The organism is Neorhizobium vignae (assembly GCF_000732195.1).
GTDB lineage: Bacteria > Pseudomonadota > Alphaproteobacteria > Rhizobiales > Rhizobiaceae > Neorhizobium > Neorhizobium vignae.
Map to the genome: position 1 here is coordinate 124,146 of NZ_JNNU01000016.1, position 19,943 is coordinate 144,088.

Sequence of the window (19,943 nt, forward strand, 5' to 3'; positions counted from 1 at the left end):
TGGAATTGACGAAAGCTCTTCCGGAATTCAAGTACATGACCTTCGACGTGGTCGGCACGCTCATCGATTTCGAAAGCGGTCTGACGTCCTGCCTGCAGGGCATCGCCGCCGAAGCCAATGTCGCCATCGACAGCGAAGAGGCGCTTTCCCTGTATCGCGCCGCCCGGTATTCGGGAGATGCCGATCTTTTCCCCGACGACTTGGTGCGCGTCTATCTTGCGATTGCGCCGAAGCTCGGACTGCCGGCCGAGGAGGCCTATGGCATTCGCCTGCGGGATTCCGCCAAGATCTGGAAAGGTTTCCCCGACAGTGCCGCTGCGATGGCGGAGCTCGGCAAGAATTATCGCCTGATCGCCATGACCAATGCGCGCCGCTGGGCTTTCGACTATTTCGCAGCGGCGCTCGGCAATCCATTCTATGCCGCTTTCACCGCCGACGACACCGGTACGGAAAAGCCCGATCCGGCTTTCTTCCACAAGGTGTTCGACTTCGTTGCCAAGGATGGCGGCGACAAGAGCGACATCCTGCATGTCGCCCAGAGCCAGTATCACGATATTGGCGTTTCCCGCGATCTCGGCATGACGAATTGCTGGATCCAGCGTCGACATGCCCAGCCTGGCTACGGCGGCACGATCGAGCCGTCGCAGTTCACCGAACCCGACTATCATTTCACGTCCATGGCCGGATTGGCCGAAGCTGTGAGGACCGCGCACGGCAGCTGACAGAATTCACGATTTTCAAGCACCGGGCCAAAACCACGGAAGATGGGTTGCCCGCCAACCAGCGAAAAGGGGAATGACATGAACGACAAGATCACGAACTGGACCACGTCTGACGACGCTATGATCGAGAACGCCATCCGCCGGGGCGCAAGCCGCCGCGAACTGCTGACGATGATGTTGGCAGGTGGCGTTGCGCTTTCCGCAGGTGGCCTGATCCTCGGCCGCGCTTCCAGCGCGTCGGCTGCCACCCCGAAGTCGGGCGGACATTTGAAGGCGGCCGGCTGGTCGTCGTCGACCGCCGATACACTCGACCCGGCCAAGGCGTCGCTGTCGACCGACTACGTCCGTTGCTGCGCAATCTACAACCGCCTGACCTTCCTTGATAAGGGCGGCACCGTTCAGATGGAACTCGCCGAAAGCATCAAGAGCGGAGACGCCAAGGTCTGGACCGTCAAGCTTCGCTCCGGCGTCACCTTCCACGACGGAAAGTCGCTGTCGTCGAAAGACGTCGTCTTCTCGCTGAAGCGGCATCTCGATCCTGCCGTCGGCTCCAAGGTCAACGCGATCGCCAAGCAGATCACCGACGTCAAGGACATCGACGCGCTGACGGTCGAAATTACCCTGGCCAACCCGAATGCCGACTTGCCGACCATCCTCTCGCAGCATCATTTCATGATCGTGCAGGACGGGACGACCGATTTTTCGAAGGGCATCGGTACCGGCGCGTTCAAGATGGAAACCTTCCAGCCGGGCGTCAAATCAATCTTCACCAAGAACCCGAACTACTTCAAGGCTGGCGGTGCCAACGTGGATTCGTTCGAGTTCTTCGCCATCAGCGACGACAACGCGCGTGTCAACGCGCTGCTTTCGGGTGATATCCATCTCGCGGCCTCGATCAAGCCGCGCTCGATGAAGCTGGTGGAAAGCCAGCCGGGCTTCGTGCTGTCGCAGACCACGTCGGGCAACTATACCGACCTCAACATCCGTCTCGATCTCGCCCCCGGCAACAAGGCCGATTTCGCTGCCGGCATGAAGTATCTGATCAACCGGCAGCAGATCCAGAAATCCGTTCTGCGCGGCCTCGCCGAAATCGCAAACGACCAGCCGGTCTCTCCGGCCAGCGTCTATCACAATGCAGAACTCAAACCGAAAGCATACGATCCGGACAAGGCGAAGTTCCATTTCCAGAAGGCCGGTCTGCTCGGCCAGTCCATCCCGATGATCACGTCGGAAGCGGCGACCTCGGCGGTTGAAATGGCGACGATCGTCCAGCAGTCTGGCTCCGAGATCGGCATGAAGTTCGACGTTCAGCGCGTTCCTTCCGACGGCTACTGGTCGAATTACTGGCTGAAGGCACCGGTTCACTTCGGCAATATCAACCCGAGGCCGACGCCGGACATCCTGTTTTCGCTTCTCTACGCCTCCAACGCACCGTGGAATGAAAGCCAGTACAAGTCGGAGAAATTCGATAACATGCTCGTTGAGGCGCGCGGTCTTCTCGACGAGGCCAAGCGCAAGGAAATCTACGGCCAGATGCAGGTGATGATTTCCGAGGAAGCCGGTACGGTCATCCCGGTCTACATTTCGAACGTGGATGCGATCTCGTCGAAATTGAAGGGCCTTGAAGCCAACCCGCTCGGCGGCATGATGGGTTACGCCTTTGCCGAATACGTCTGGCTCGACGCCTGAGGCTGATCCTTGGCGGCAGGAGAATTTCTTCTGCCGCCGTGGTTGCGCCTGATAGCGCTGTCCTGATTCCTCCATGGGTGGTGCCGGCTATCTCGAACTTTTCAGGCAAGGAAACCCAATTGCGCACCTATGTCCTTGGACTCATCACGAACCGGCTCGGCAGTTCCGCCCTGACGCTGCTGATCGTGTCCTTTGCGGTCTTTTTCGCAACGGCAATGCTTCCGGGCGATACCGCCACGATCCTGCTCGGTCAGGCCGCGACGCCGGAAGCCGTTGCCGGCCTCAGGGCCGCGATGCATCTTGACGAACCCGCCCTCCTCCGTTTCGGGCGATGGCTCATCGGCCTGTTGCAGGGAGATCTGGGGATATCCTATGTCAACAACGTACCGGTCGCAGATCTGATCGGGGCACGGTTCGTCAACACGATGCGCCTTGCCGGCATCGTCACCCTTTTTGCCGTTCCCCTGTCGCTGACGCTTGGCATCACTGCCGCCATGTTTCGTGGCTCCGTCTACGACCGTATCGTGACGATCATGACGATCGGCATCATCTCGGTACCCGAGTTCATGATCGCGACCTCGGCCGTGCTCCTGTTTTCCGTCTATCTCAAATGGCTGCCGGCGCTTTCCTTCGCCAGCGATGTCACGTCCTTCTGGCAGGTGATGAGGATCTACGCCATGCCGGTCATCACGCTCACCTTTGTCGTCTCGGCCCAGATGATCCGCATGACCCGCGCCGCCGTCATCGATACGATCAACACTCCCTATGTGGAGGCCGCTATCCTCAAAGGCGCGTCACGCTGGCGCGCGGTCCTGCTGCACGCACTGCCGAACGCGGTCGGCCCGATCGCCAATGCGATTGCTCTTGCGCTCTCCTACCTGGTCGGCGGCGTCATCATCGTCGAGACGATCTTCAACTATCCCGGCGTCGCAAAGCTGATGGTCGACGGTGTTTCCACCCGGGATCTCCCGCTCATTCAATCCTGCGCCATCATTTTCTGCGTCGGTTACCTCTCCCTCATCACGTTCGCCGACATCGTTGCAATCCTGGCCAATCCGAGGGTGCGCTGATCATGACTTCGTCCACCACGCTGCCCCGTAGAGTGAGTTATCGTTTCAGCTGGGTTGGAATGATCGGCTTTGCGGTCATTCTCTTCTGGGCGATGATCGCCCTTCTCGCACCCCATATCACCCCCTATCCCGTTGGCGAGATCATCGACGAAGACTATTTCGGCCCGATGAGCAGCAAACTGCTTCTCGGCTCCGACTATCTGGGCCGGGACATGTTATCGCGCATCATCATGGGCGCCCGCTATACGGTCGGGATCTCGCTTGCCGCCGTCTGCCTTGCGTGTTTCAGCGGTGCGGCGCTCGGCATGGCGGCCGCCGTGATCGGTGGCTGGTTCGATACGCTATTGAGCCGGTTGCTCGATGCTCTCAACTCGATCCCGAGCAAGCTTTCGGGGCTCGTCGTCGCTGCCGCAGTCGGATCGTCGCTCCCCGTTCTGATCCTCATGCTCGCCGTGATCTACACGCCCGGTGCCTATCGGTTTGCCCGGTCGCTTGCCGTAAACGTCAATACGATGGATTACATCACGGTTGCCCGGACCCGTGGCGAGGGCATTCCTTATGTCGTCTTTTCGGAAATCCTGCCGAACATCACCGGGCCGCTGCTTGCCGATTTCGGCATCCGCTTCGTGTTCGTCGTCCTCCTTCTCTCCGGGCTTTCCTTCCTCGGTCTCGGGGTCCAGCCGCCCTATGCGGATTGGGGAGCACTGGTTCACGAGAATATCGGCGGCCTGCCATTCGGCGCGCCTGCCGTCATCGTCCCCTCGCTGGCAATTGCGAGCCTCACCATCAGCGTCAATCTGCTGATCGACAATTTGCCCAAGAAGATACGCGATCGGAGCACGTGAATGGAAAATCTCGTTGAAATTCGCGATCTGAGGGTAGAGGCAACGACCGATGCGGGCCGCCGCATCGAGATTATCAAGGGCATCGACCTCGATGTCGCGCCGGGCGAAATCGTCGCCCTGATCGGAGAAAGCGGATCGGGAAAGACGACGATCGCGCTGACGATCATGGGTTATGCCCGTCCCGGCTGTCGGATCACGAGCGGCAGCGTCACAGTGGCCGGCAAGGACATGGTGACGCTGAGCGAGCGCCAGCGCGCGCATGTGCGCGGCCTTGAGGTCTCCTATGTGCCGCAGTCAGCCGCGGCCGCCTTCAATCCGTCGAAGCGCATCATCGACCAGGTCGTCGAAGTTACGCGCATCCATCGGCTGATGCCGATAGCGCAGGCAAGGGAGAAGGCAATTTCCCTGTTCAGGGCACTTTCGCTGCCCAATCCCGAGGAGATCGGCAACCGTTATCCGCACCAGGTTTCCGGCGGACAGTTGCAACGTCTCGCCGCCGCGATGGCCCTTATCTCCGATCCGAAGCTCGTCATTTTCGACGAGCCGACCACCGCGCTCGACGTAACCACCCAGATCGAGGTATTGCGAGCCTTCAAGGCCGTGATGAAGAAAAGCGGCATCGCCGGCGTCTATGTATCCCACGATCTCGCGGTCGTCGCACAGATTGCCGATCGCATCGTTGTGCTGCGTGGCGGCGATGTGCAGGAAGTCGGCAACACCGCCGATATCCTGTCCGATGCCAAGCATCCCTATACGCGCGAGCTGCTTTCGGCCTTTGAACCGAAGTCTCGCGGTGAAAGCGTCGTTGTTGCGGCGCGGGAACACGCGCCGCTCCTGAAGGTCAATGGCCTGATCGCCGGGTACGGTCCGGTCCAAGCCGACGGTCTGCCGCTCGTCAAGGCCGTGCAGGAGGCAAGCCTGTCCCTGCAACGAGGCCGCAATCTCGGTATCATCGGTGAATCCGGCTGCGGCAAGTCCACGCTTGCTCGCTCGATTGCCGGTATCCTCCCCGCATCAGCCGGTCAACTGACCCTCGACGGGCGCGAACTTGCCCGCTCCGCCCGGCATAGAAGCCGCGAGCAGTTGCGCGAGCTGCAGATCGTCTTCCAGCATGCGGACACCTCGCTCAACCCGGCAAAAACGATCGAGGAAATTCTCGGACGGCCGCTGAAATTCTACCATGGCATGAAAGGCAAGGTCCGGGATGCCCGGATCGACGCGCTTCTCGACATGGTGCGCCTGCCGAAGACGCTTCGCAGCCGAACGCCTGCCGAGCTTTCAGGCGGTCAGAAACAGCGCGTCAATTTTGCCCGGGCGCTCGCCGCCGAGCCGAAACTGATCGTCTGTGACGAGATCACCTCTGCCCTCGACACCGTCGTTGCGGCTGCGGTCATCGATCTCCTGAAGGAAATGCAGCGGGAACTTTCCCTCTCCTACATCTTCATCAGCCACGATCTGTCGGTTGTCGAAGCGATCTGCGACGAAATCGTCGTGATGTATAACGGCCGCAAGGTCGAGGAAATCACGCCTGCGATCTCGAAGGTCCCGCAGCACCCCTATTCGAAACTGCTTTTCTCGTCCGTGCCGAAGCTCGATCCGGGCTGGCTCGATCGTCTGGAGCGTGATCCCGAACTCGTCAAAACCTACGTACACGGCTGAGGCGGCAATTGCCGCCTCACTTCCATGGACAATGCGGCTTGGACCGTGCGGGCTATACCCGGAACAGGCTGATGAGCGGCATATGCGCTTTGACGATCGGCGACTTCAGGACAACGAAGCTGAAATATTTGTCGATGCCGATATCCATATCGGTCAGACGCTCCATGATCGTCTGATATTCGCCGATACCGGCGGTGACGAATTTGAGCATATAGTCGTACCCGCCCGACACCAGGTGGCATTCGATCACCTGATCGACTTTTTCCACGGCTGCGAGAAAACGCGCGAAGTCGATCTGCCGATGGTTCTTGAGTGTGACCTCGGTGAAGACCGTCAAGGTCTGGCCAAGCTTGCCGATATTGATCTGGGCCGAATAACCCTCGATATAGCCTTCTTGCTGAAGCTTCTTGACGCGCATCAGGCAGGGGCTGGGTGAAAGATTGACCAGCTCGGCAAGCTCGACATTGGTGATGCGGCCGTTCTTCTGCAACTCGTAGAGGATCTTGATGTCGATACGATCGAGCTTCACGAGGGCACCTCCCAACGGGAGCGGCATTTTATGCCGCAGATTTTCGAGATCGACTTTAACGCATTGGCTTGTCTTGTCTATTCCATTCTGCGCACGAACGGTCAGCACAATAAGTTGCATCATCGGCCATCAGCGGAATCTTGTGCGGTTCGAGGGGCGTGTGCGGTAACCTCGACGCGGGCTCCACCATTATGCTGGCGCACCGACCCGTTTGCGCCAGGAGATTGATTATCATGCCAGCACCGCTCACGCTCGTCGAAACCGACGCCCGACTGCCGCCTTCAGCCGACGCGGTCGTCATCGGTGCCGGGATCGTCGGCGTCTTCACGGCCTATTATCTCGCAGGACGCGGCCTGAAGGTAGCGCTCATCGAAAAGGGGCGCGTCGGAGCCGAACAATCGAGCCGCAATTGGGGCTGGTGCCGGCAGCAGAACCGCGATGCGCGCGAACTTCCGATGGCGACCAAAAGCCTCGACCTGTGGGAACGTTTTGCCGCCGAGACCGGCGAGGATACCGGCTTCCGTCGCTGCGGTCTCCTCTATCTTAGCGACGACGAGGAAGAGCTGGCGGGCTGGGCCCGCTGGCGGGATTTCGCCCGCACGGTGGGCGTCACCACCCACATGCTCGAAGGTGTCGAGGCAACCGAGCGCGGCAAGGCGACGCGACGCGCCTGGAAAGGCGGCGTGTACTCGCCGACGGATGGGACCGCCGACCCCGCCAATGCTGCCCCGGCAGTCGCCCGCGCGATCGTAAGGCTGGGTGGGGCGGTGCTCCAGAACTGCGCGGCGCGCGGCATCGAGATGGAAGGTGGCAGGCTCTCGGCTGTGGTCACCGAACACGGCACGATCCGGACCAAGGTCGCAATCCTGGCCGGTGGGGCCTGGGCGTCGTCCTTCTGCCGCCAGCTCGGCATTCGGTTCCCACAGGCCTCGATCCGCTCCTCCATTCTCTCCGTCAGCCCCGGTGACGGGAACCTGCCGGATGCGCTCCACACCGCCCGCGTCTCGGCAACCCGCCGGGGTGACGGTGGCCACACGCTCGCCATCAGCGGGCGCGGACGGATCGACCTGACGGCCCAGAACATACGTTTCGCGGCGCAGTTCCTGCCGATGTTCATGCGCCGCTGGCGCAGCCTGTCGCCCGGGGGTCTTGAAGGTCTCCGCAGCGGTCATGAAAGCCTGACCCGCTGGCGACTGGACCGGCCGACGCCGATGGAGCATATGCGCATCCTCGATCCGGCGGTCGACGCGAGCACGATCAGGCTGACCTACGAGCGTGCCGTCGAATTGCTGCCGGCCATCGGCGGGCGCCGCATCACTGCGAGCTGGGCCGGCTACATCGATTCGACCCCGGACGGGGTTCCGGCGATCGGCGAAGTCGCGGGTGTTCCGGGTTTCATTCTGGCCGCGGGGTTCAGCGGCCACGGTTTTGGTATCGGACCCGGCGCCGGCCATCTGATCGCCGACATCGTCACCGCCGCCACCCCGATCGTCGATCCGCTACCCTATCATCCCAAACGTTTTCAAACCTCCGCCTGGGGAAAGGTGGCGGATTTCTGATCTTAGGGCCCAAACGCTAGAGTGAAACCCGCGAACCAAAGGACACGGTGATCGCATGCAGGCACGCCAGCTCGAAGTCTTTTGCATGCTCATGCGGACCGGGACGGTGACCGGCGCTGCGGCGATGCTCAACATATCGCAGCCGGCGCTCAGCCAGATCCTGCTGCATGCGGAAGACCAGCTGGGTTTCAAGCTTTTCAACCGGGTTCGCGGAAAGCTGGTTCCGACCCGGGAGGCCGAAGAGCTCTATCCAGAATGCGAACGGATTTTTTCGGAGCTCGGCGCCCTTCGCCGCCGCACCACGGACATGCGTTTCGGCCGCACCGGGCTGATCCGGGTCGCTGCGTCGGCACCGCCGGCGATGTCGATCGTACCCAAGGCGCTTCTGTCGTTCCGTGCGGCCCATCCCGATATCGTCGTGCGCTCGCTGATCGCCCCATTGGTCAACGTCGTCGACATGATCCGCGACGGCGATGCGCCGCTCGGAATCGTGATGAACAACACGGCCCGTCCGGGCATCGAAGTCGAGACACTCGGGCACACGCAACTTGTCTGCATCGTCCCTGAACACCATCGGCTGGCCGAATTGGATCGGATCGGCTTTGCCGACCTGCAGGACGAGACTTTGATCTCCTACCGGGCAGGCACATTGCCGGGCCGCCTTCTGGTCAGCGCCGCGGCCGCGGAAATGCAGATATTCAACCCGGCGATCGAGATCGACATCTCGATTACCGCTCTCCCCTTCGTCCGCGACGGCTTTGGTGTCGCAATCGTCGACGGGCTCCTGCCATGGCAGCAGTTCCCGGGTCTTGTCCTCAGGCCGTTGCGGCAGAAGATTTCGGTGCCGATTGCCCTGCTCACCAGCCGGGACCGGCCTTTGACCGGAAGCCATCTCGCCATGCGCGACGATCTGCGCGAAGCCTGTGCCAGCATCCTGAAGGCAAGCGGTCTGGAATCGTAGGCCTTCTAGCAAACCGGTCAGGTATCGCGAACCCAGAGGCCGATCGGCAGGGGCCTGGCAGGCGCCTGTTCGCGGAGCCGTCCCGCATCACGAACCCTGATACAGGCCGTGTCGGCGATCAGCTCGGCACCGGCGAGTTGGCAGTAACGCCCCTGGCAGCGCCCCATTCCGATGCGTACCAGCGATTTGACCCGGTTGGCTTCGCCCCCACCGTAGATGACGCTCTCGCGCAACTGGCCTGCCGTCACCCCTTCGCAGCGGCAGACGACCGTATCGTCCGGAACGGCGCGGACCATTTCGCCCGGCCAGGGAAAGGCGCGCGCCATGGCGCGGGCAAAACGTTCGTAGCGGCCCAACCGGCGCAGATCCGACGTCGCGTCCGGCGAAGCAAGGCCCATGTCGGCAAGGCAGGCGGTCGCGGCAAGCCGACCGGCTAGCTCCGCCCCGTCCGCACCGAGAATTCTCAAGGTATCACCGGCCAGATAAAGTCCCCCGGCCGCCCTGCCCATCCGGTCGGTCCGGGGCAACCATTGCGACCAGCTTTCGTCGTAATCGAACGTGCAGCCTGCCAGGCCCGCGAGCTGCGTTTCGGCGCGCAGGTGCCAGCCGAGGCCGACCATGTCGCATTCCGTCACATGCGCCCGGCCGCAAGCATCACGCCAGCACAGGCCGACGGGGCCGCGTTCGTCGGTCTCGATCCGATCCAAGGTCACGCCGGCATGATAAAGCCGGCCGAGCTTTGCCCGCATCAGCAGACCGCGCAGGACCAGGCTCGGCCTTGTCAGCATGCCCGGAAGACCTGCCGCCTGGTTGCGGATCGAGGACGTATCGAGGATCGCGGCGATTTTGGCGCCGGCTTTCAGCAACTGGGTCGCGACGAGTGTCAGCAGCGGTCCCGAACCGGCAAGAACGATCCGGCTGCCGAGGGCGACGCCCTGCGCCTTCAGGGCGATCTGGGCGGCTCCGAGGCCGTAGACACCCGGCGCCTGCCAGCCGGGGATCGGCGCCAGGCGATCCATGGCGCCGGTGGCAAGGATCAGCCGGTCGCAAGTGAAATCCTTGCGACCGGCGGGCGTCAGCGCCTGCAGAAAATCGTCGGCGATCGTCAGGACCGAACTTTGCGGATGATAGTCGATCTGTCCGGCGGCGGCCATGCGGTCGAACACCGTATGAAGTTCCACGGCCTTGCGGGCTTCCGATCCGTAGAGCTGTTCCGGCGATCGCACGAAGCCTGGTGGCGGGCGTCGATAGATCTGGCCGCCGGCTTTGATGCCCTCGTCGATGACTACGGGCCTGACCCCGGCCTGGACCAGACGCTCGGCGGCGCGGATACCGGCCGGGCCGGCACCGACGATCACCACCTTTTCAGCGCCCGGTGCCGTCATGGCCATGTTTCCGGCGGCACGGTCCGCAATTGCATGCCGTCTGCGATCAATGTCGAACAGGCCCGCAGCCGCCCGCCGTCTTCCTGCCATAACCAGCAATCCTGGCAGGCTCCCATCAGACAGAAACCGGCTCGTTTCTCCCGGCCGAATTCCGACTGCCGCACGGCAGATGCGGAGATCAGGACGGCGGTGAGCACCGTGTCGCCGGCCAGGGCTTGGCAATCGGCGCCATCCAGCCGGAACCGAACCTGCGGCCTGCCCTTTTCGGCAAGGCGCACAATCCGTCCCCCGAGAGCGGCAGGCTGCAATTCCGATGTCATTCGGCAGCCTCTTTCCGTGCCTCGGCGGGGCTTGGCATGTTCGTGAAACGCGCGCGCACATCTGCGAACGCGGCGGCCACGCCTTCAGCCCCGACCCGACCCTTCATCCGGCGGAAAATCTCCGTCTTGGTGAAGAAGCGCCAATGGATGGGAAGGCCCTGCAGCAGGTCGGTCAGCAGGTCGTAGGCCTCCGGCGTCCATTGCGTCTCGTAACCTTCGCGCTCGGGACCATAGTGAAAGTGTCCCGTCGGCGCGCTTCGAGCGGTCCTTATCTTTTCGGTTTCAGCCTCATCCACCATGCCGTCGCGGATGACGACGCCGTAATCACGTTCGGCAGCTTCGGAGGAAACGTAGCCGCGGGCGACGTCCTGCGCCACGCGCCAGGTCTCGCGCTCGATCGGGTTGCCGCGCCCGCCGCCGCCGGCCGAGCGGATCTCGAGGACATCGCCGGGCTGCAGAATCGTGGTATCGATATTGCCGAGCCGCTGGAAGTCGTCGCGGCCGGGGTTCAGCACCATGTCGGACAGGCCGGCGGCCCTGCCGCCCAGCGTGCCCCAGGGGCGGAAGAAGCTGCGGTCGCGGTTGCGTGCGGTGATACGGCTGCCGGGCGAAAAGACCCGGAAGGCCATTTCGGTCGCCAGCCCACCGCGCCAGCGTCCGGCACCGCCGCTGTCCTTTGCCAGGCCATATTTGACGAACTCGATCGGCACTTCCGTCTCGGTGATCTCGATCGGGGTATTCTTGAGATAGGCGGCATCGGCGCCGGAGCCGTTGGTACCATCGCGGTGGGGCATGCCACCGCCGCCGCCCACCACCGGATTGACGGCGGCGATCACGGTGCGGCCGTTCCGTTCGTCCGTCGTCATGACGTTGACGATGCAGTTGTTGCCTGCCGGTGCGGCCGGCAGCTTTTCAGGCACAGCCTGGCAGAAGGCGCCGAAAATGACGGAGCGCAACCGCGCGCAGGTGAGCGAGCGCATGCCGACGGCAGCCGGCGCGATCGGGTTGAGCACGCTGCCCTTTGGCGTGATGCAGGTGAAGGGTCGGGTCAGGCCGGTATTGAGGAGGATCTTCGGGTTCAACGTGTAAAGTACGTAATAGACACCGACGAGAAGCATCGTATGGCGCGGATCGCCGCCCGAGGGGACATTGAGCGAAGAGCCGAGCTGCGGATCGGAACCGGTGAAATCGAGGATCGCCTCGTCGCCCCGGATCGTCAGCGTCAGCTTCAGGCGGCACGGGTTGGCTTCGACCGAATCCTCGTCGGCATAATCGACGAATTCCCAGGTTCCGTCCGGCATCGCGCTCAGAAGATCGCGCGCCTGCGCTTCGGCATGGTCGAGCAGGACCTCGGTGCCTTCGAGAAAGGCTTGCCTGCCGAATTTCTCGACCATGGCGAGGATCTTGCGTTCGCCCGTATTGAGCGCACCGACCAGGGCTTTCATGTCGCCGATATTGAGATCGGGCTTGCGGACATTGGTGGTCATGATCTTAAGAATGTCTTCGTCGAAAACCCCCTCGTTGACCAGTTTCATCGGCGGGAAGCGGATGCCTTCCTGGTGGATTTCCGTCAGCGCGCGCGACAGGGAGGCCGGCACCGCGCCGCCCATGTCGGTGTTGTGGATGTGACCGCCGGTCCAGGCGATGATCTCGCCATCGTAGAAGACCGGTTTCCACAAATGGGTGTCCGGCGCGTGTGTCGCCACGAAGCAGGAATAGGGATCGTTGGTGAATGCCACGTCGCCGGGCTTGTAGTCGTCGATCATCGCGATCGCCCGGGTATAGGTGAGGCCCGGATACCAGGTCGCGCCCAGTCCCATCGGCACGCCGAACGTCTCGCCTTTGCGGTTGATCAGCATGACCGTGAAGTCTTCCGTCTCCTTGACGAAAGCGGAATGCGCGGTCCGCTGCAGCGTATAGGCCATGTTTTCGGCGGCGGCGCGGGTGTGATTGGCAAACACCTGAAGGTTCAAGGGATCGAACATGGGCCATTACTCCGAAAAGGTGAGATGCAGGTTCAGTTGACGATCGACCTCGACATGTGCGCCGCTCGGGATTGCAAAGGTCGTATCTTCCTGGGCAACGACCGCCGGGCCGGCGAAGCGGCTGCCGGGACGCAGGCGATCACGCCGATAGAGGCCGATCCACTCGAAGCTCTTTCCGGTAAAGACCGGGATCTCGCGCTCGGGAATAGCCGCCTCACCGTCTTCGCGGGCATTGACCGGGATTTCCAGTGCCGGGCCGGCCCCGATTGCCGAAAGACGCAGATTGACGATCTCGATCGCTCCGTCCGGATCATGGAAGTCGTAGAGCCGGGCATGCATGGCATGGAAGGCCTCCTCGATGGCACCGAGCTTGCTCTCGGCGATCCAGGCTGGCTGGATTGGCACTTCGATCTCGAAGCTTTGGCCGACATAACGCATGTCGGCGGAGACATTGAGCGTCGCAGCACCGGCATGCCCCTGCTTGGCGAGCCAGTTGCGCCCCTCGAGGGCAAGCGCGTCCAGCGCCTCGCGCATCTGCGGTGCGGCCTCGTCGGAGAGATGGGTAAACACCGTACGGATGAAGTCGCCGCGCAGATCTGCCACCAGCCCCCCGAGCGCCGAGACAACACCCGGGCGCGGTGCGCCGATCACCTTCGCCATATGAAATTCGCGGGCGAGGAACGCGCCGAGCATCGGGCCGCCGCCGCCGAACGGCATCAGCGTGAATTCCCTGAGATCGACGCCGGCGCGCGATGCGAGCTTCTCGACCTCGACGAACATTTCCGAGATGGCGATGTCGATGATGGCCTGGGCAGCCTCCTCCGCGCTCCGGCCTATCTTTTCAGCGAGCCGCGTGACGGCCGCGCGGGCAAGACCGACGTCGATCTGCAGCTGCCCGTAGGCCATCTGGCTGTGACCGAGCCAGCCGCAGACGGCCATGGCGTCGGTCACGGTCGCCTGTTCTCCGCCACGTCCGTAACAGGCCGGTCCAGGTGTCGAGCCCGCCGATTCCGGTCCGACCCGCAACACGCCCTGCGCATCGACGCTGGCGATGGAACCGCCGCCGACGCCGATCGAGCTGACCGACACGGACGGGATATGCAACGGGAACTCGCCGACCAGTTCGCCCGTGCCGAATTGCGGTTCGCCGTCGATGATCAGCGCAAAGTCGGCCGAGGTGCCGCCGATATCGAGGGTAAGGATATGCTTCTCGCCGGCACGACGCGCGAGCCAGGCGGCGCCTGTGACACCGGAGGCCGTGCCGGACAACAGCATCTGCACGCAGGACCGCTTGCCTTCGTCGGCATTCATCACACCGCCGTTCGACTTGGTCAGCAGCGCCGGTGCCGTCACGCCACGTGACAACAGCTTTTCCTCGAGCGCGGTCAGATAACCGGCGACACGCGGATGGACGTAACCGTTGAGGATGGCAGTGGTGGTCCGCTCGTATTCGCGGATCACCGGCCAGACCTCGCTCGACGTGAAGACGAAGAGTTCGGGGGCGATCCGGCCGATTTCCTGCTTGACCGCCACCTCATGGATGTCGGTGCGCCACGAATGCAGGAAGGAGACAATGATGCCGGCGGCGCCATTGGCCTTGGCCTTTGCGACCGCTGCCGCAACCGCCTCCAGATCCGGCGCCTCGATCTCGCTGCCATCCGCCCGCAGGCGAGCGGGGATGCCGAAGATCATGTCGCGGGCGATGAGTTGGTCCGGCCGGGAGCAGAACAGGGAATAGACGTCCGGCATCCGCAACCGCGCCAGCTCGATGACGTCTTCGAAGCCGGCATTGGTCATCAGCGCCAGCGACACGCCGCGACGCTGGATCACGGTGTTGATGCCGACGGTCGTCCCGTGGACAAAACGGCTGACGGCTGCCGGTTCGAGCCCTTCCCGTTCGGCCAGAAGCGACAGTCCCGTCATGAGTTCCGCACCCGGATCGTCCGGTGTCGTCAGAACCTTGAGCGAGGCCACCCGGCCGGATCGCGTTTCCAGCGCACAGAAATCGATGAAGGTCCCGCCGATATCGACGCCGATCTTCCAGTCCTGCTGATCGCTGGTTGCTTTGCCGGGCGCGGCCGCACTGTCCATGTCGCTAAGTCCTTTCCTGCTGCTTGTCCTGAAGCTGGCACGAATGGGCAAAGGCGGTCCAAGAGCGAAAAAGCCGCTGCCCATAAGTGCCGCTTATGCCTCGCGACGGGCGTCCCATAGGTCCGGCTTATGGGAAGATGAAAACCTCGACTTTGACACCGGCCGGCCGCACCGGAATGGTGACGGGGATGAAAGACTTTGCGGAAACGGCTATGGATGTGATCGTGCTGGGTGGTGGCCTGATGGGGGCCGCATCGACCTATTTTCTCGCCCGGCGTGGTCTGCGCGTGACGCTCATCGAACGGAACCGTGTGGGTAGCGGCGCGACGGTCGCCTCGTTTGGCAATATCCGCCGCAGCGGCCGTTACCTGCCGCAACTGCCCCTCGCCCGACGATCCCTCACGCTTTGGGGCAAGGCGGTGGAGATGCTGAATCGGGACGTCGAGTTTCGGGCGACCGGCCATGTCCGGCTGGTGTTCAGCCAGGCGGGTCTCGAGGAAATGCGCAGCTTCGCGACGGCCGCCAGACCTTGGGGTCTCAGCCTTGAGGAACTCACCGCAACGGAGCTTCGTGCACGTTTCCCGGGGCTCGGACCCGAGGCGATCGCCGCATCCTTTTCCCCGGAGGATGGAAGCGGCAATCCGCGCCTCATCGCCCCTGCTTTCGCGGATGCCGCGAGACGTATCGGTGCCGAGATCGTCGAGAGCGTGGAGGTGACATCGATCCGGCAAAGCGCCTATGGCTTTGCGGTCGAGACCTCGAACGGCGTCCATGCCGCTGCCTGCTTGCTCAATACCGCCGGCGCCTGGGGCGCCCGGATTTCCGCGCTATTCGGCGAAACCGTCCCGATCGTCGCGAAGGGACCGCAGATGGGGGTAACCGAGCCGCTGCCGCACCGCATCCTGCCGGTCGTCGGCGTGTGGGCACATGACCACGGCGGTGGATATCTGCGCCAGGTGGAGCGCGGAAACATCGTCTTCGGGGGCGGCGCGGAACGCACCGATGTTTCACTCGATACCGGCCATGCCAAGGCCGACCCAGCCCGACTTCCCGGCCAGCTGCGCGCCCTCCTGCCGATCCTGCCGGCGCTTGCCGATGTCTCGGTGATCCGCACCTGGTCCGGCTGCGAGGGTTATGTCGCCGACGGCCTTCCCGTCATGGGGCGGTCGGCAACGACGCCGGGCCTCTTCCATGCCTTCGGATTTTGCGGCCACGGTTTCCAGCTCGGCCCCGGCGTCGGCGACGTGATGGCGGAGCTGATCTCGACCGGCACGACCGAGACGCCTATCCACGACTTCCGGATAGAGCGGTTTTCACGGCCAGGCGTGAAGAGCGTTCTGGCTTGACGCATCGACCTGGCTGAAGCGGCGGAGATCGAGGCGGTAGCGCGCGGGGGACTGGCCCTGTAGCGATTTGAAAAACCGGCTGAACTGAGCGGCACCGGCAAAGCCGAGGACACCCGCGACCTGCCCCAGCGACAGGGGCGAGCTCGCAAGATAGATGCGGGCCTCCATCAGCTGCCGTTCGCGGATGAGCCGCGCCGGCGGCCGGCCATAGGCCCGCAGGCAGATGTCGTTCAGCCGGTCGCGCGAAATGCCGAGCTCGCCGGCATAGCGGGCGACCGTCCAGTGCTTGCGGAAATGGCTTTCGACCAATGCGGTGAACTGGCTGGAAAGCGTCTTGGGCGCGCCGGGTTGCGCGCCCGCGCCATGGCCGGCTGGCAGGTTGCGATGAAGGTGGACGAGCAGAATGTGCAGCAGCGATTCCACCACGGCCGCCGACATCGGGCCGGGGCGCAGGGTTTCGGCCAATATGCCGGTAAAGCAGGCGGCGACCGCATCGCTGGCACTGTTGCCAGCACCCAGCCGCATGAACGAGGACCGTTCCACCATGAAGCGCAGCTGGGATGCTTCCGCCCGGCGCTGCAGGACCCGGTCCAGGATCGACGCACCCAGCAGCAGATGGGTCCCTTGCGCCCCGGCACCGAGTTCCAGCCGCATGCCGTCCCGCCACGGTATCCAGCCCATGACCGGACCTGACAGGGGAAGAACCAGCTCATCCCCGTCGCGCAGGGCCGCCTCGCCCTTTTCGAGGATCAGCGCCCGGAAGTTTTCGGCGTCGCCGAGCCCCGCCCGGCCGAGTACGCGCGTCTGAAGAGCTGCCCTGAACCGCTCAGCGCGAACAGGGGCTTCCGGTCGCGGGGCGAGGGCGGGCGCAAGCCGTTTACGGTCGGGCATCTAAAATCCCACAACAAGCAAATACATTCCCACAAAACGTCATTTACTCTGCGGCGATGTCAATCAAAATACGGTCTCGCAGCCTGAAAAAATAAAACAAGACGGGCCGCGGGAGGATCAACGAACGGCCGTTTGGGAGGACGCATGTTCGTAGCTAGGGGTATAGTCGGTGGAGCGTCCGTTTCCGCGCTGGATGAGCGCAGTTACGAACGCCGCGACATGGCCACGGGAACGGTGTTGACGCAGGCCGCGGCCTTCGGTGCGACCGAAGCGGAAGCGGCCGCCGATGCTGCTGCCGGAGCCTTTCCGGCATGGTCCGGCCTTCGACCTCAGGAACGCTCGGGGCTGCTCCTGCGCGGGGCGGACCTGCTGATGGAACGCCTCGACAGCTTGTGCGCGATCGCTCATCTCGAGGTCGGCGCAACCCCCGAATGGGTCCGCTTCAATGTCGAGGTTGCCCAGGCGACCCTGCGTCATGCTGCGAGCCTTGTCGATGCCATCCGCGACGACGAGGTGGAGGGCGGGCCGCCGGGTGTGCGCTACCGCCTGATCCGCAGGCCGGCCGGCGTGGTCCTGGGGCTTGCGCCATGGAATGCGGCGGTGGCCCTGGCCGTGCGGGCGGTTGCAGCGCCGATGGCGCTCGGCAACACGGTGGTGCTGAAGGGTTCGGAGCTTTGCCCCAAGGTGCACGAGACCGTGGCGCAGATCCTGATCGACGCGGGCCTGCCGGACGGGGTGCTGAACTATGTGAGCAGCGCACCCGAGGATGCCCATGACGTGGTCGAGGCGCTGATTGCCCATCCAGCCGTGCGGCGCGTGAATTTCACCGGCTCGACGCGGGTCGGCCGGCAGATCGCCGAAATGGCGGCGCGGCACCTCAAGCGTTGCCTGCTGGAACTCTCCGGCAAGGCGTCGTCGGTGGTGCTCGCCGATGCGGATCTGGAGGGAACTGTCAGGGCGGTCGCCCACGGCGCTTTCTTCAACCAGGGCCAGGTCTGCATGTCGACAGACCGGATCATCGTCGAGGAGAGCCTGGCCGCCAGCTTCATTGCCCGGCTGAAAGTGGAGGCCGACCGGCTGTGCGGCGATCCCGCGACCGGCCAGCCGCTCTACGGCCACGTCATCAGTCCGGAGGCGGCGGCCCGCCTCCACGGTCTGGTCGACGATGCCCTGGCCAAGGGTGCGGTGCTGGTCACCGGCGGCAAGAATGCCGGCACGCTGATGCAGCCGACCATACTCGACCATGTCGCCTACGGCATGCGGATCTACGAGGAAGAGACCTTCGGCCCGGTGGTCGGCGTGGTTCGGGTGGCGGATGCCGACGAGGCGGTGACCGTTGCCAACGATACGGAATACGGCCTGACGGCTGCCGTCTTCGGGGTTGACCTGCCGCGCGTACGGCAGATCGCCCGGCGGATAGAGGTCGGGGCGGTGCACATCAACGGGACGACCGTCTGCGACGATCCGACGATGCCCTACGGGGGCGTGAAGGCAAGCGGTTACGGCCGCTTTGGCGGGAGAGCGGTGATCGAGGAGTTCACCGAAATCCAGTGGATGACGGAACGGGACCTGCCCGACCAGGTCGGGTGAACCCGTCACACGGACTTAGCATGCAACAACGGGAGGAGAAGAGAATGAAACGCAGGACATTTACCCGGCTGGCCGCCTTGGCGCTCGCAGCCGGCGTTGCCGGAACTCCGGCTATGGCGCAGGAGGTTCTGAAGGTTGGCGCCGTCGCGCCCAAAACCGGTCCGCTGGCCGGCGGGGCGGCGGTCAGCTATTGGCCGAACGTCAAGCTTTGGATCAGTGACGTAAACGGTCGCGGCGGCCTGAAGGTCGGCGGCAAGACCTACAAGCTCGAAGCCATCGAATACGACGATCAGACCAATCCGGGCGAAACCATCAAGGCCGTACAGCGCCTCGTCGACCAGGACAAGGCAAAGATCGTGCTTCCGCCCTATTCGACCGGCCTCAACCTGGCCGCCGCGCCGATCTACGCACGCTACGGCCTGCCGATGATCACCTCGACGGCGACCACCGACAAGGCCGATGCCCTGTCCGCCCAGTTCCCCAACGTCTTCATCACGCTTGGCGGTGCCAAGCCGGTGGTGCAGGGTGTGGTGGACACCATGGTCAAGCTGCGCGACCGGGGCGACATCGGCAAGAAGCTCGCCATGGTGAACGTTGCGGATGCCTTCGGCATCGAACTGATGAACGAGGCCAAGCCCGCCTTCAAGAAAGCCGGCTTCGATCTGGTTTACGAGACGTCCTATCCGCTCGGCACCCAGGACCTGTCGCCGGTCATGAAGGCCGCCAAGGCCGCCGCTCCGGATGCCTTCATTGCCTGGTCCTATCCGCCTGACACCTTCGCCCTGACCGAACAGGCAATTGTCGAAGATCTCAAGGTCGGTGCATTCTTCACTGCGGTCGCCACCGCGTTCCCGGCCTATGCGGGCCGGTTCCGCACGGGCGTCGAAGGTGTGCTGGGCATCGGCGGCGTCAATGCCGACGGAGAAGCCTTCAAGGCCTATGCCAAACGCCATGAAGAGGTCACGGGCGCCAAGCCGGACTATTGGGCAAGCGCCATGGTCTACTCGTCTTTCCAGGTCCTGGAAAAGTCGATCGAGGCTGTCGGCTCCTTCGACAATGCGGCCATCATCAAGCACATCAAGGCCAACAGCTTCGACACCGTGATCGGCCCGATCAAGTTCGACGAACACAACAACAACCCCTCGTTCTGGACGGTGGGCCAGTGGCAGGGCGGCGTGTTCAAGGGCGTGGCCTCCACCGGTCGCGCCGGCGCTGTCGACGTCAAGAAAAAAGCTGCCTGGAAGTAAAAGCAACAGGCATTCCCGGGATCCGCAACCGGATCCCGGGCATCTTTCAAGCCG

The 19,943-nt window shown here is 63.4% G+C and carries 16 protein-coding genes; 10 read left to right on the forward strand and 6 right to left on the reverse strand.

Going from position 1 to position 19,943, the window contains the following annotated elements; translation table 11 throughout:
* The first annotated feature begins 5 nt into the window (after nt 1-5).
* The 5 genes from GQ59_RS24110 (at nt 6) to GQ59_RS24130 (ending at nt 5,985) form a co-directional block, all read left to right on the forward strand.
* Entirely contained in the window at nt 6-722 is a 717-nt protein-coding gene (locus tag GQ59_RS24110) for an HAD-IA family hydrolase (RefSeq protein WP_037086202.1), read from the forward strand.
* A 78-nt stretch (nt 723-800) separates the two neighbouring features.
* Nucleotides 801-2,411, forward strand: coding sequence for an ABC transporter substrate-binding protein (locus tag GQ59_RS24115; RefSeq protein WP_037086097.1), 1,611 nt, complete (start codon nt 801-803; stop codon nt 2,409-2,411).
* A gap of 119 nt (nt 2,412-2,530) precedes the next feature.
* Nucleotides 2,531-3,481 (forward strand): ABC transporter permease, encoded by a 951-nt coding sequence (locus tag GQ59_RS24120; protein ID WP_037086100.1) that lies wholly within the window; start codon nt 2,531-2,533, stop codon nt 3,479-3,481.
* A complete protein-coding gene (locus GQ59_RS24125) occupies nt 3,478-4,326 on the forward strand; it encodes an ABC transporter permease (RefSeq protein ID WP_037086204.1) in 849 nt (282 codons plus the stop codon). The genes GQ59_RS24120 and GQ59_RS24125 overlap by 4 nt, the downstream gene beginning before the upstream one ends.
* Nucleotides 4,327-5,985: an ABC transporter ATP-binding protein gene (locus GQ59_RS24130; protein ID WP_037086102.1), complete on the forward strand. Its 1,659-nt coding sequence runs from the start codon at nt 4,327-4,329 to the stop codon at nt 5,983-5,985.
* A gap of 52 nt (nt 5,986-6,037) precedes the next feature.
* Here the strand turns inward: GQ59_RS24130 and GQ59_RS24135 are convergent, their stop codons facing one another.
* Nucleotides 6,038-6,514: an Lrp/AsnC family transcriptional regulator gene (locus tag GQ59_RS24135; RefSeq protein ID WP_037086105.1), complete on the reverse strand. Its 477-nt coding sequence runs from the start codon at nt 6,512-6,514 to the stop codon at nt 6,038-6,040.
* A 233-nt stretch (nt 6,515-6,747) separates the two neighbouring features.
* Between GQ59_RS24135 and GQ59_RS24140 the strand changes: the two genes are divergently transcribed.
* Entirely contained in the window at nt 6,748-8,073 is a 1,326-nt protein-coding gene (locus GQ59_RS24140) for an NAD(P)/FAD-dependent oxidoreductase (RefSeq protein ID WP_037086107.1), read from the forward strand.
* A 55-nt stretch (nt 8,074-8,128) separates the two neighbouring features.
* Nucleotides 8,129-9,034: a LysR family transcriptional regulator gene (locus tag GQ59_RS24145; RefSeq protein WP_037086110.1), complete on the forward strand. Its 906-nt coding sequence runs from the start codon at nt 8,129-8,131 to the stop codon at nt 9,032-9,034.
* Nucleotides 9,035-9,051: 17 nt separating this feature from the next.
* Here the strand turns inward: GQ59_RS24145 and GQ59_RS24150 are convergent, their stop codons facing one another.
* From GQ59_RS24150 to GQ59_RS24165, 4 genes are read right to left on the reverse strand one after another with little or no spacing between them, the layout of a single operon-like run.
* The gene (locus GQ59_RS24150; protein WP_037086112.1) at nt 9,052-10,419 is read right to left on the reverse strand and encodes an FAD/NAD(P)-dependent oxidoreductase; all 1,368 of its coding nucleotides are present in this window, start codon (nt 10,417-10,419) and stop codon (nt 9,052-9,054) included.
* Nucleotides 10,416-10,739, reverse strand: coding sequence for a (2Fe-2S)-binding protein (locus tag GQ59_RS24155; protein WP_037086114.1), 324 nt, complete (start codon nt 10,737-10,739; stop codon nt 10,416-10,418). Before GQ59_RS24155 ends, GQ59_RS24150 begins: the two co-directional genes overlap by 4 nt.
* Nucleotides 10,736-12,724: a hydantoinase B/oxoprolinase family protein gene (locus GQ59_RS24160; RefSeq protein WP_037086117.1), complete on the reverse strand. Its 1,989-nt coding sequence runs from the start codon at nt 12,722-12,724 to the stop codon at nt 10,736-10,738. The genes GQ59_RS24155 and GQ59_RS24160 overlap by 4 nt, the downstream gene beginning before the upstream one ends.
* Before the next feature lie 6 nt (nt 12,725-12,730).
* Nucleotides 12,731-14,815, reverse strand: coding sequence for a hydantoinase/oxoprolinase family protein (locus tag GQ59_RS24165; protein ID WP_037086119.1), 2,085 nt, complete (start codon nt 14,813-14,815; stop codon nt 12,731-12,733).
* 212 nt (nt 14,816-15,027) lie between these two features.
* Here GQ59_RS24165 and GQ59_RS24170 point away from each other — a divergent pair, with 212 nt between their 5' ends.
* Nucleotides 15,028-16,161 (forward strand): NAD(P)/FAD-dependent oxidoreductase, encoded by a 1,134-nt coding sequence (locus tag GQ59_RS24170; RefSeq protein WP_037086122.1) that lies wholly within the window; start codon nt 15,028-15,030, stop codon nt 16,159-16,161.
* Here GQ59_RS24170 and GQ59_RS24175 read toward each other — a convergent pair.
* Nucleotides 16,129-17,052, reverse strand: a complete 924-nt coding sequence (locus GQ59_RS24175) for a helix-turn-helix domain-containing protein (RefSeq protein ID WP_037086125.1) — start codon at nt 17,050-17,052, stop codon at nt 16,129-16,131. The two genes, GQ59_RS24170 and GQ59_RS24175, sit on opposite strands and share 33 nt — an antisense overlap.
* A gap of 144 nt (nt 17,053-17,196) precedes the next feature.
* On the opposite strand from GQ59_RS24175, the gene GQ59_RS24180 reads away from it, so the two are divergent.
* Together GQ59_RS24180 and GQ59_RS24185 are read left to right on the forward strand one after the other, a co-directional pair.
* Nucleotides 17,197-18,642 (forward strand): aldehyde dehydrogenase family protein, encoded by a 1,446-nt coding sequence (locus tag GQ59_RS24180; RefSeq protein ID WP_037086127.1) that lies wholly within the window; start codon nt 17,197-17,199, stop codon nt 18,640-18,642.
* A gap of 44 nt (nt 18,643-18,686) precedes the next feature.
* Nucleotides 18,687-19,889 carry an amino acid ABC transporter substrate-binding protein gene (locus tag GQ59_RS24185; RefSeq protein ID WP_037086130.1) on the forward strand — a complete coding sequence of 401 codons (1,203 nt, stop codon included), beginning with the start codon at nt 18,687-18,689 and terminating at the stop codon, nt 19,887-19,889.
* The last annotated feature ends 54 nt before the right edge of the window (nt 19,890-19,943 follow it).

Excerpts from the sequence above, each read along its gene's own strand:
- GQ59_RS24175 (WP_037086125.1), bottom strand. The coding sequence starts at position 17,052 with ATGCCCGACCGTAAACGGCTTGCGCCCGCCCTCGCCCCGCGACCGGAA.
- GQ59_RS24155 (WP_037086114.1), bottom strand. The coding sequence starts at position 10,739 with ATGACATCGGAATTGCAGCCTGCCGCTCTCGGGGGACGGATTGTGCGC.
- GQ59_RS24130 (WP_037086102.1), top strand. The coding sequence starts at position 4,327 with ATGGAAAATCTCGTTGAAATTCGCGATCTGAGGGTAGAGGCAACGACC.
- GQ59_RS24185 (WP_037086130.1), top strand. The coding sequence starts at position 18,687 with ATGAAACGCAGGACATTTACCCGGCTGGCCGCCTTGGCGCTCGCAGCC.
- GQ59_RS24140 (WP_037086107.1), top strand. The coding sequence starts at position 6,748 with ATGCCAGCACCGCTCACGCTCGTCGAAACCGACGCCCGACTGCCGCCT.
- GQ59_RS24180 (WP_037086127.1), top strand. The coding sequence starts at position 17,197 with ATGTTCGTAGCTAGGGGTATAGTCGGTGGAGCGTCCGTTTCCGCGCTG.
- GQ59_RS24145 (WP_037086110.1), top strand. The coding sequence starts at position 8,129 with ATGCAGGCACGCCAGCTCGAAGTCTTTTGCATGCTCATGCGGACCGGG.
- GQ59_RS24170 (WP_037086122.1), top strand. The coding sequence starts at position 15,028 with ATGGATGTGATCGTGCTGGGTGGTGGCCTGATGGGGGCCGCATCGACC.
- GQ59_RS24115 (WP_037086097.1), top strand. The coding sequence starts at position 801 with ATGAACGACAAGATCACGAACTGGACCACGTCTGACGACGCTATGATC.
- GQ59_RS24160 (WP_037086117.1), bottom strand. The coding sequence starts at position 12,724 with ATGTTCGATCCCTTGAACCTTCAGGTGTTTGCCAATCACACCCGCGCC.
- GQ59_RS24165 (WP_037086119.1), bottom strand. The coding sequence starts at position 14,815 with ATGGACAGTGCGGCCGCGCCCGGCAAAGCAACCAGCGATCAGCAGGAC.
- GQ59_RS24150 (WP_037086112.1), bottom strand. The coding sequence starts at position 10,419 with ATGACGGCACCGGGCGCTGAAAAGGTGGTGATCGTCGGTGCCGGCCCG.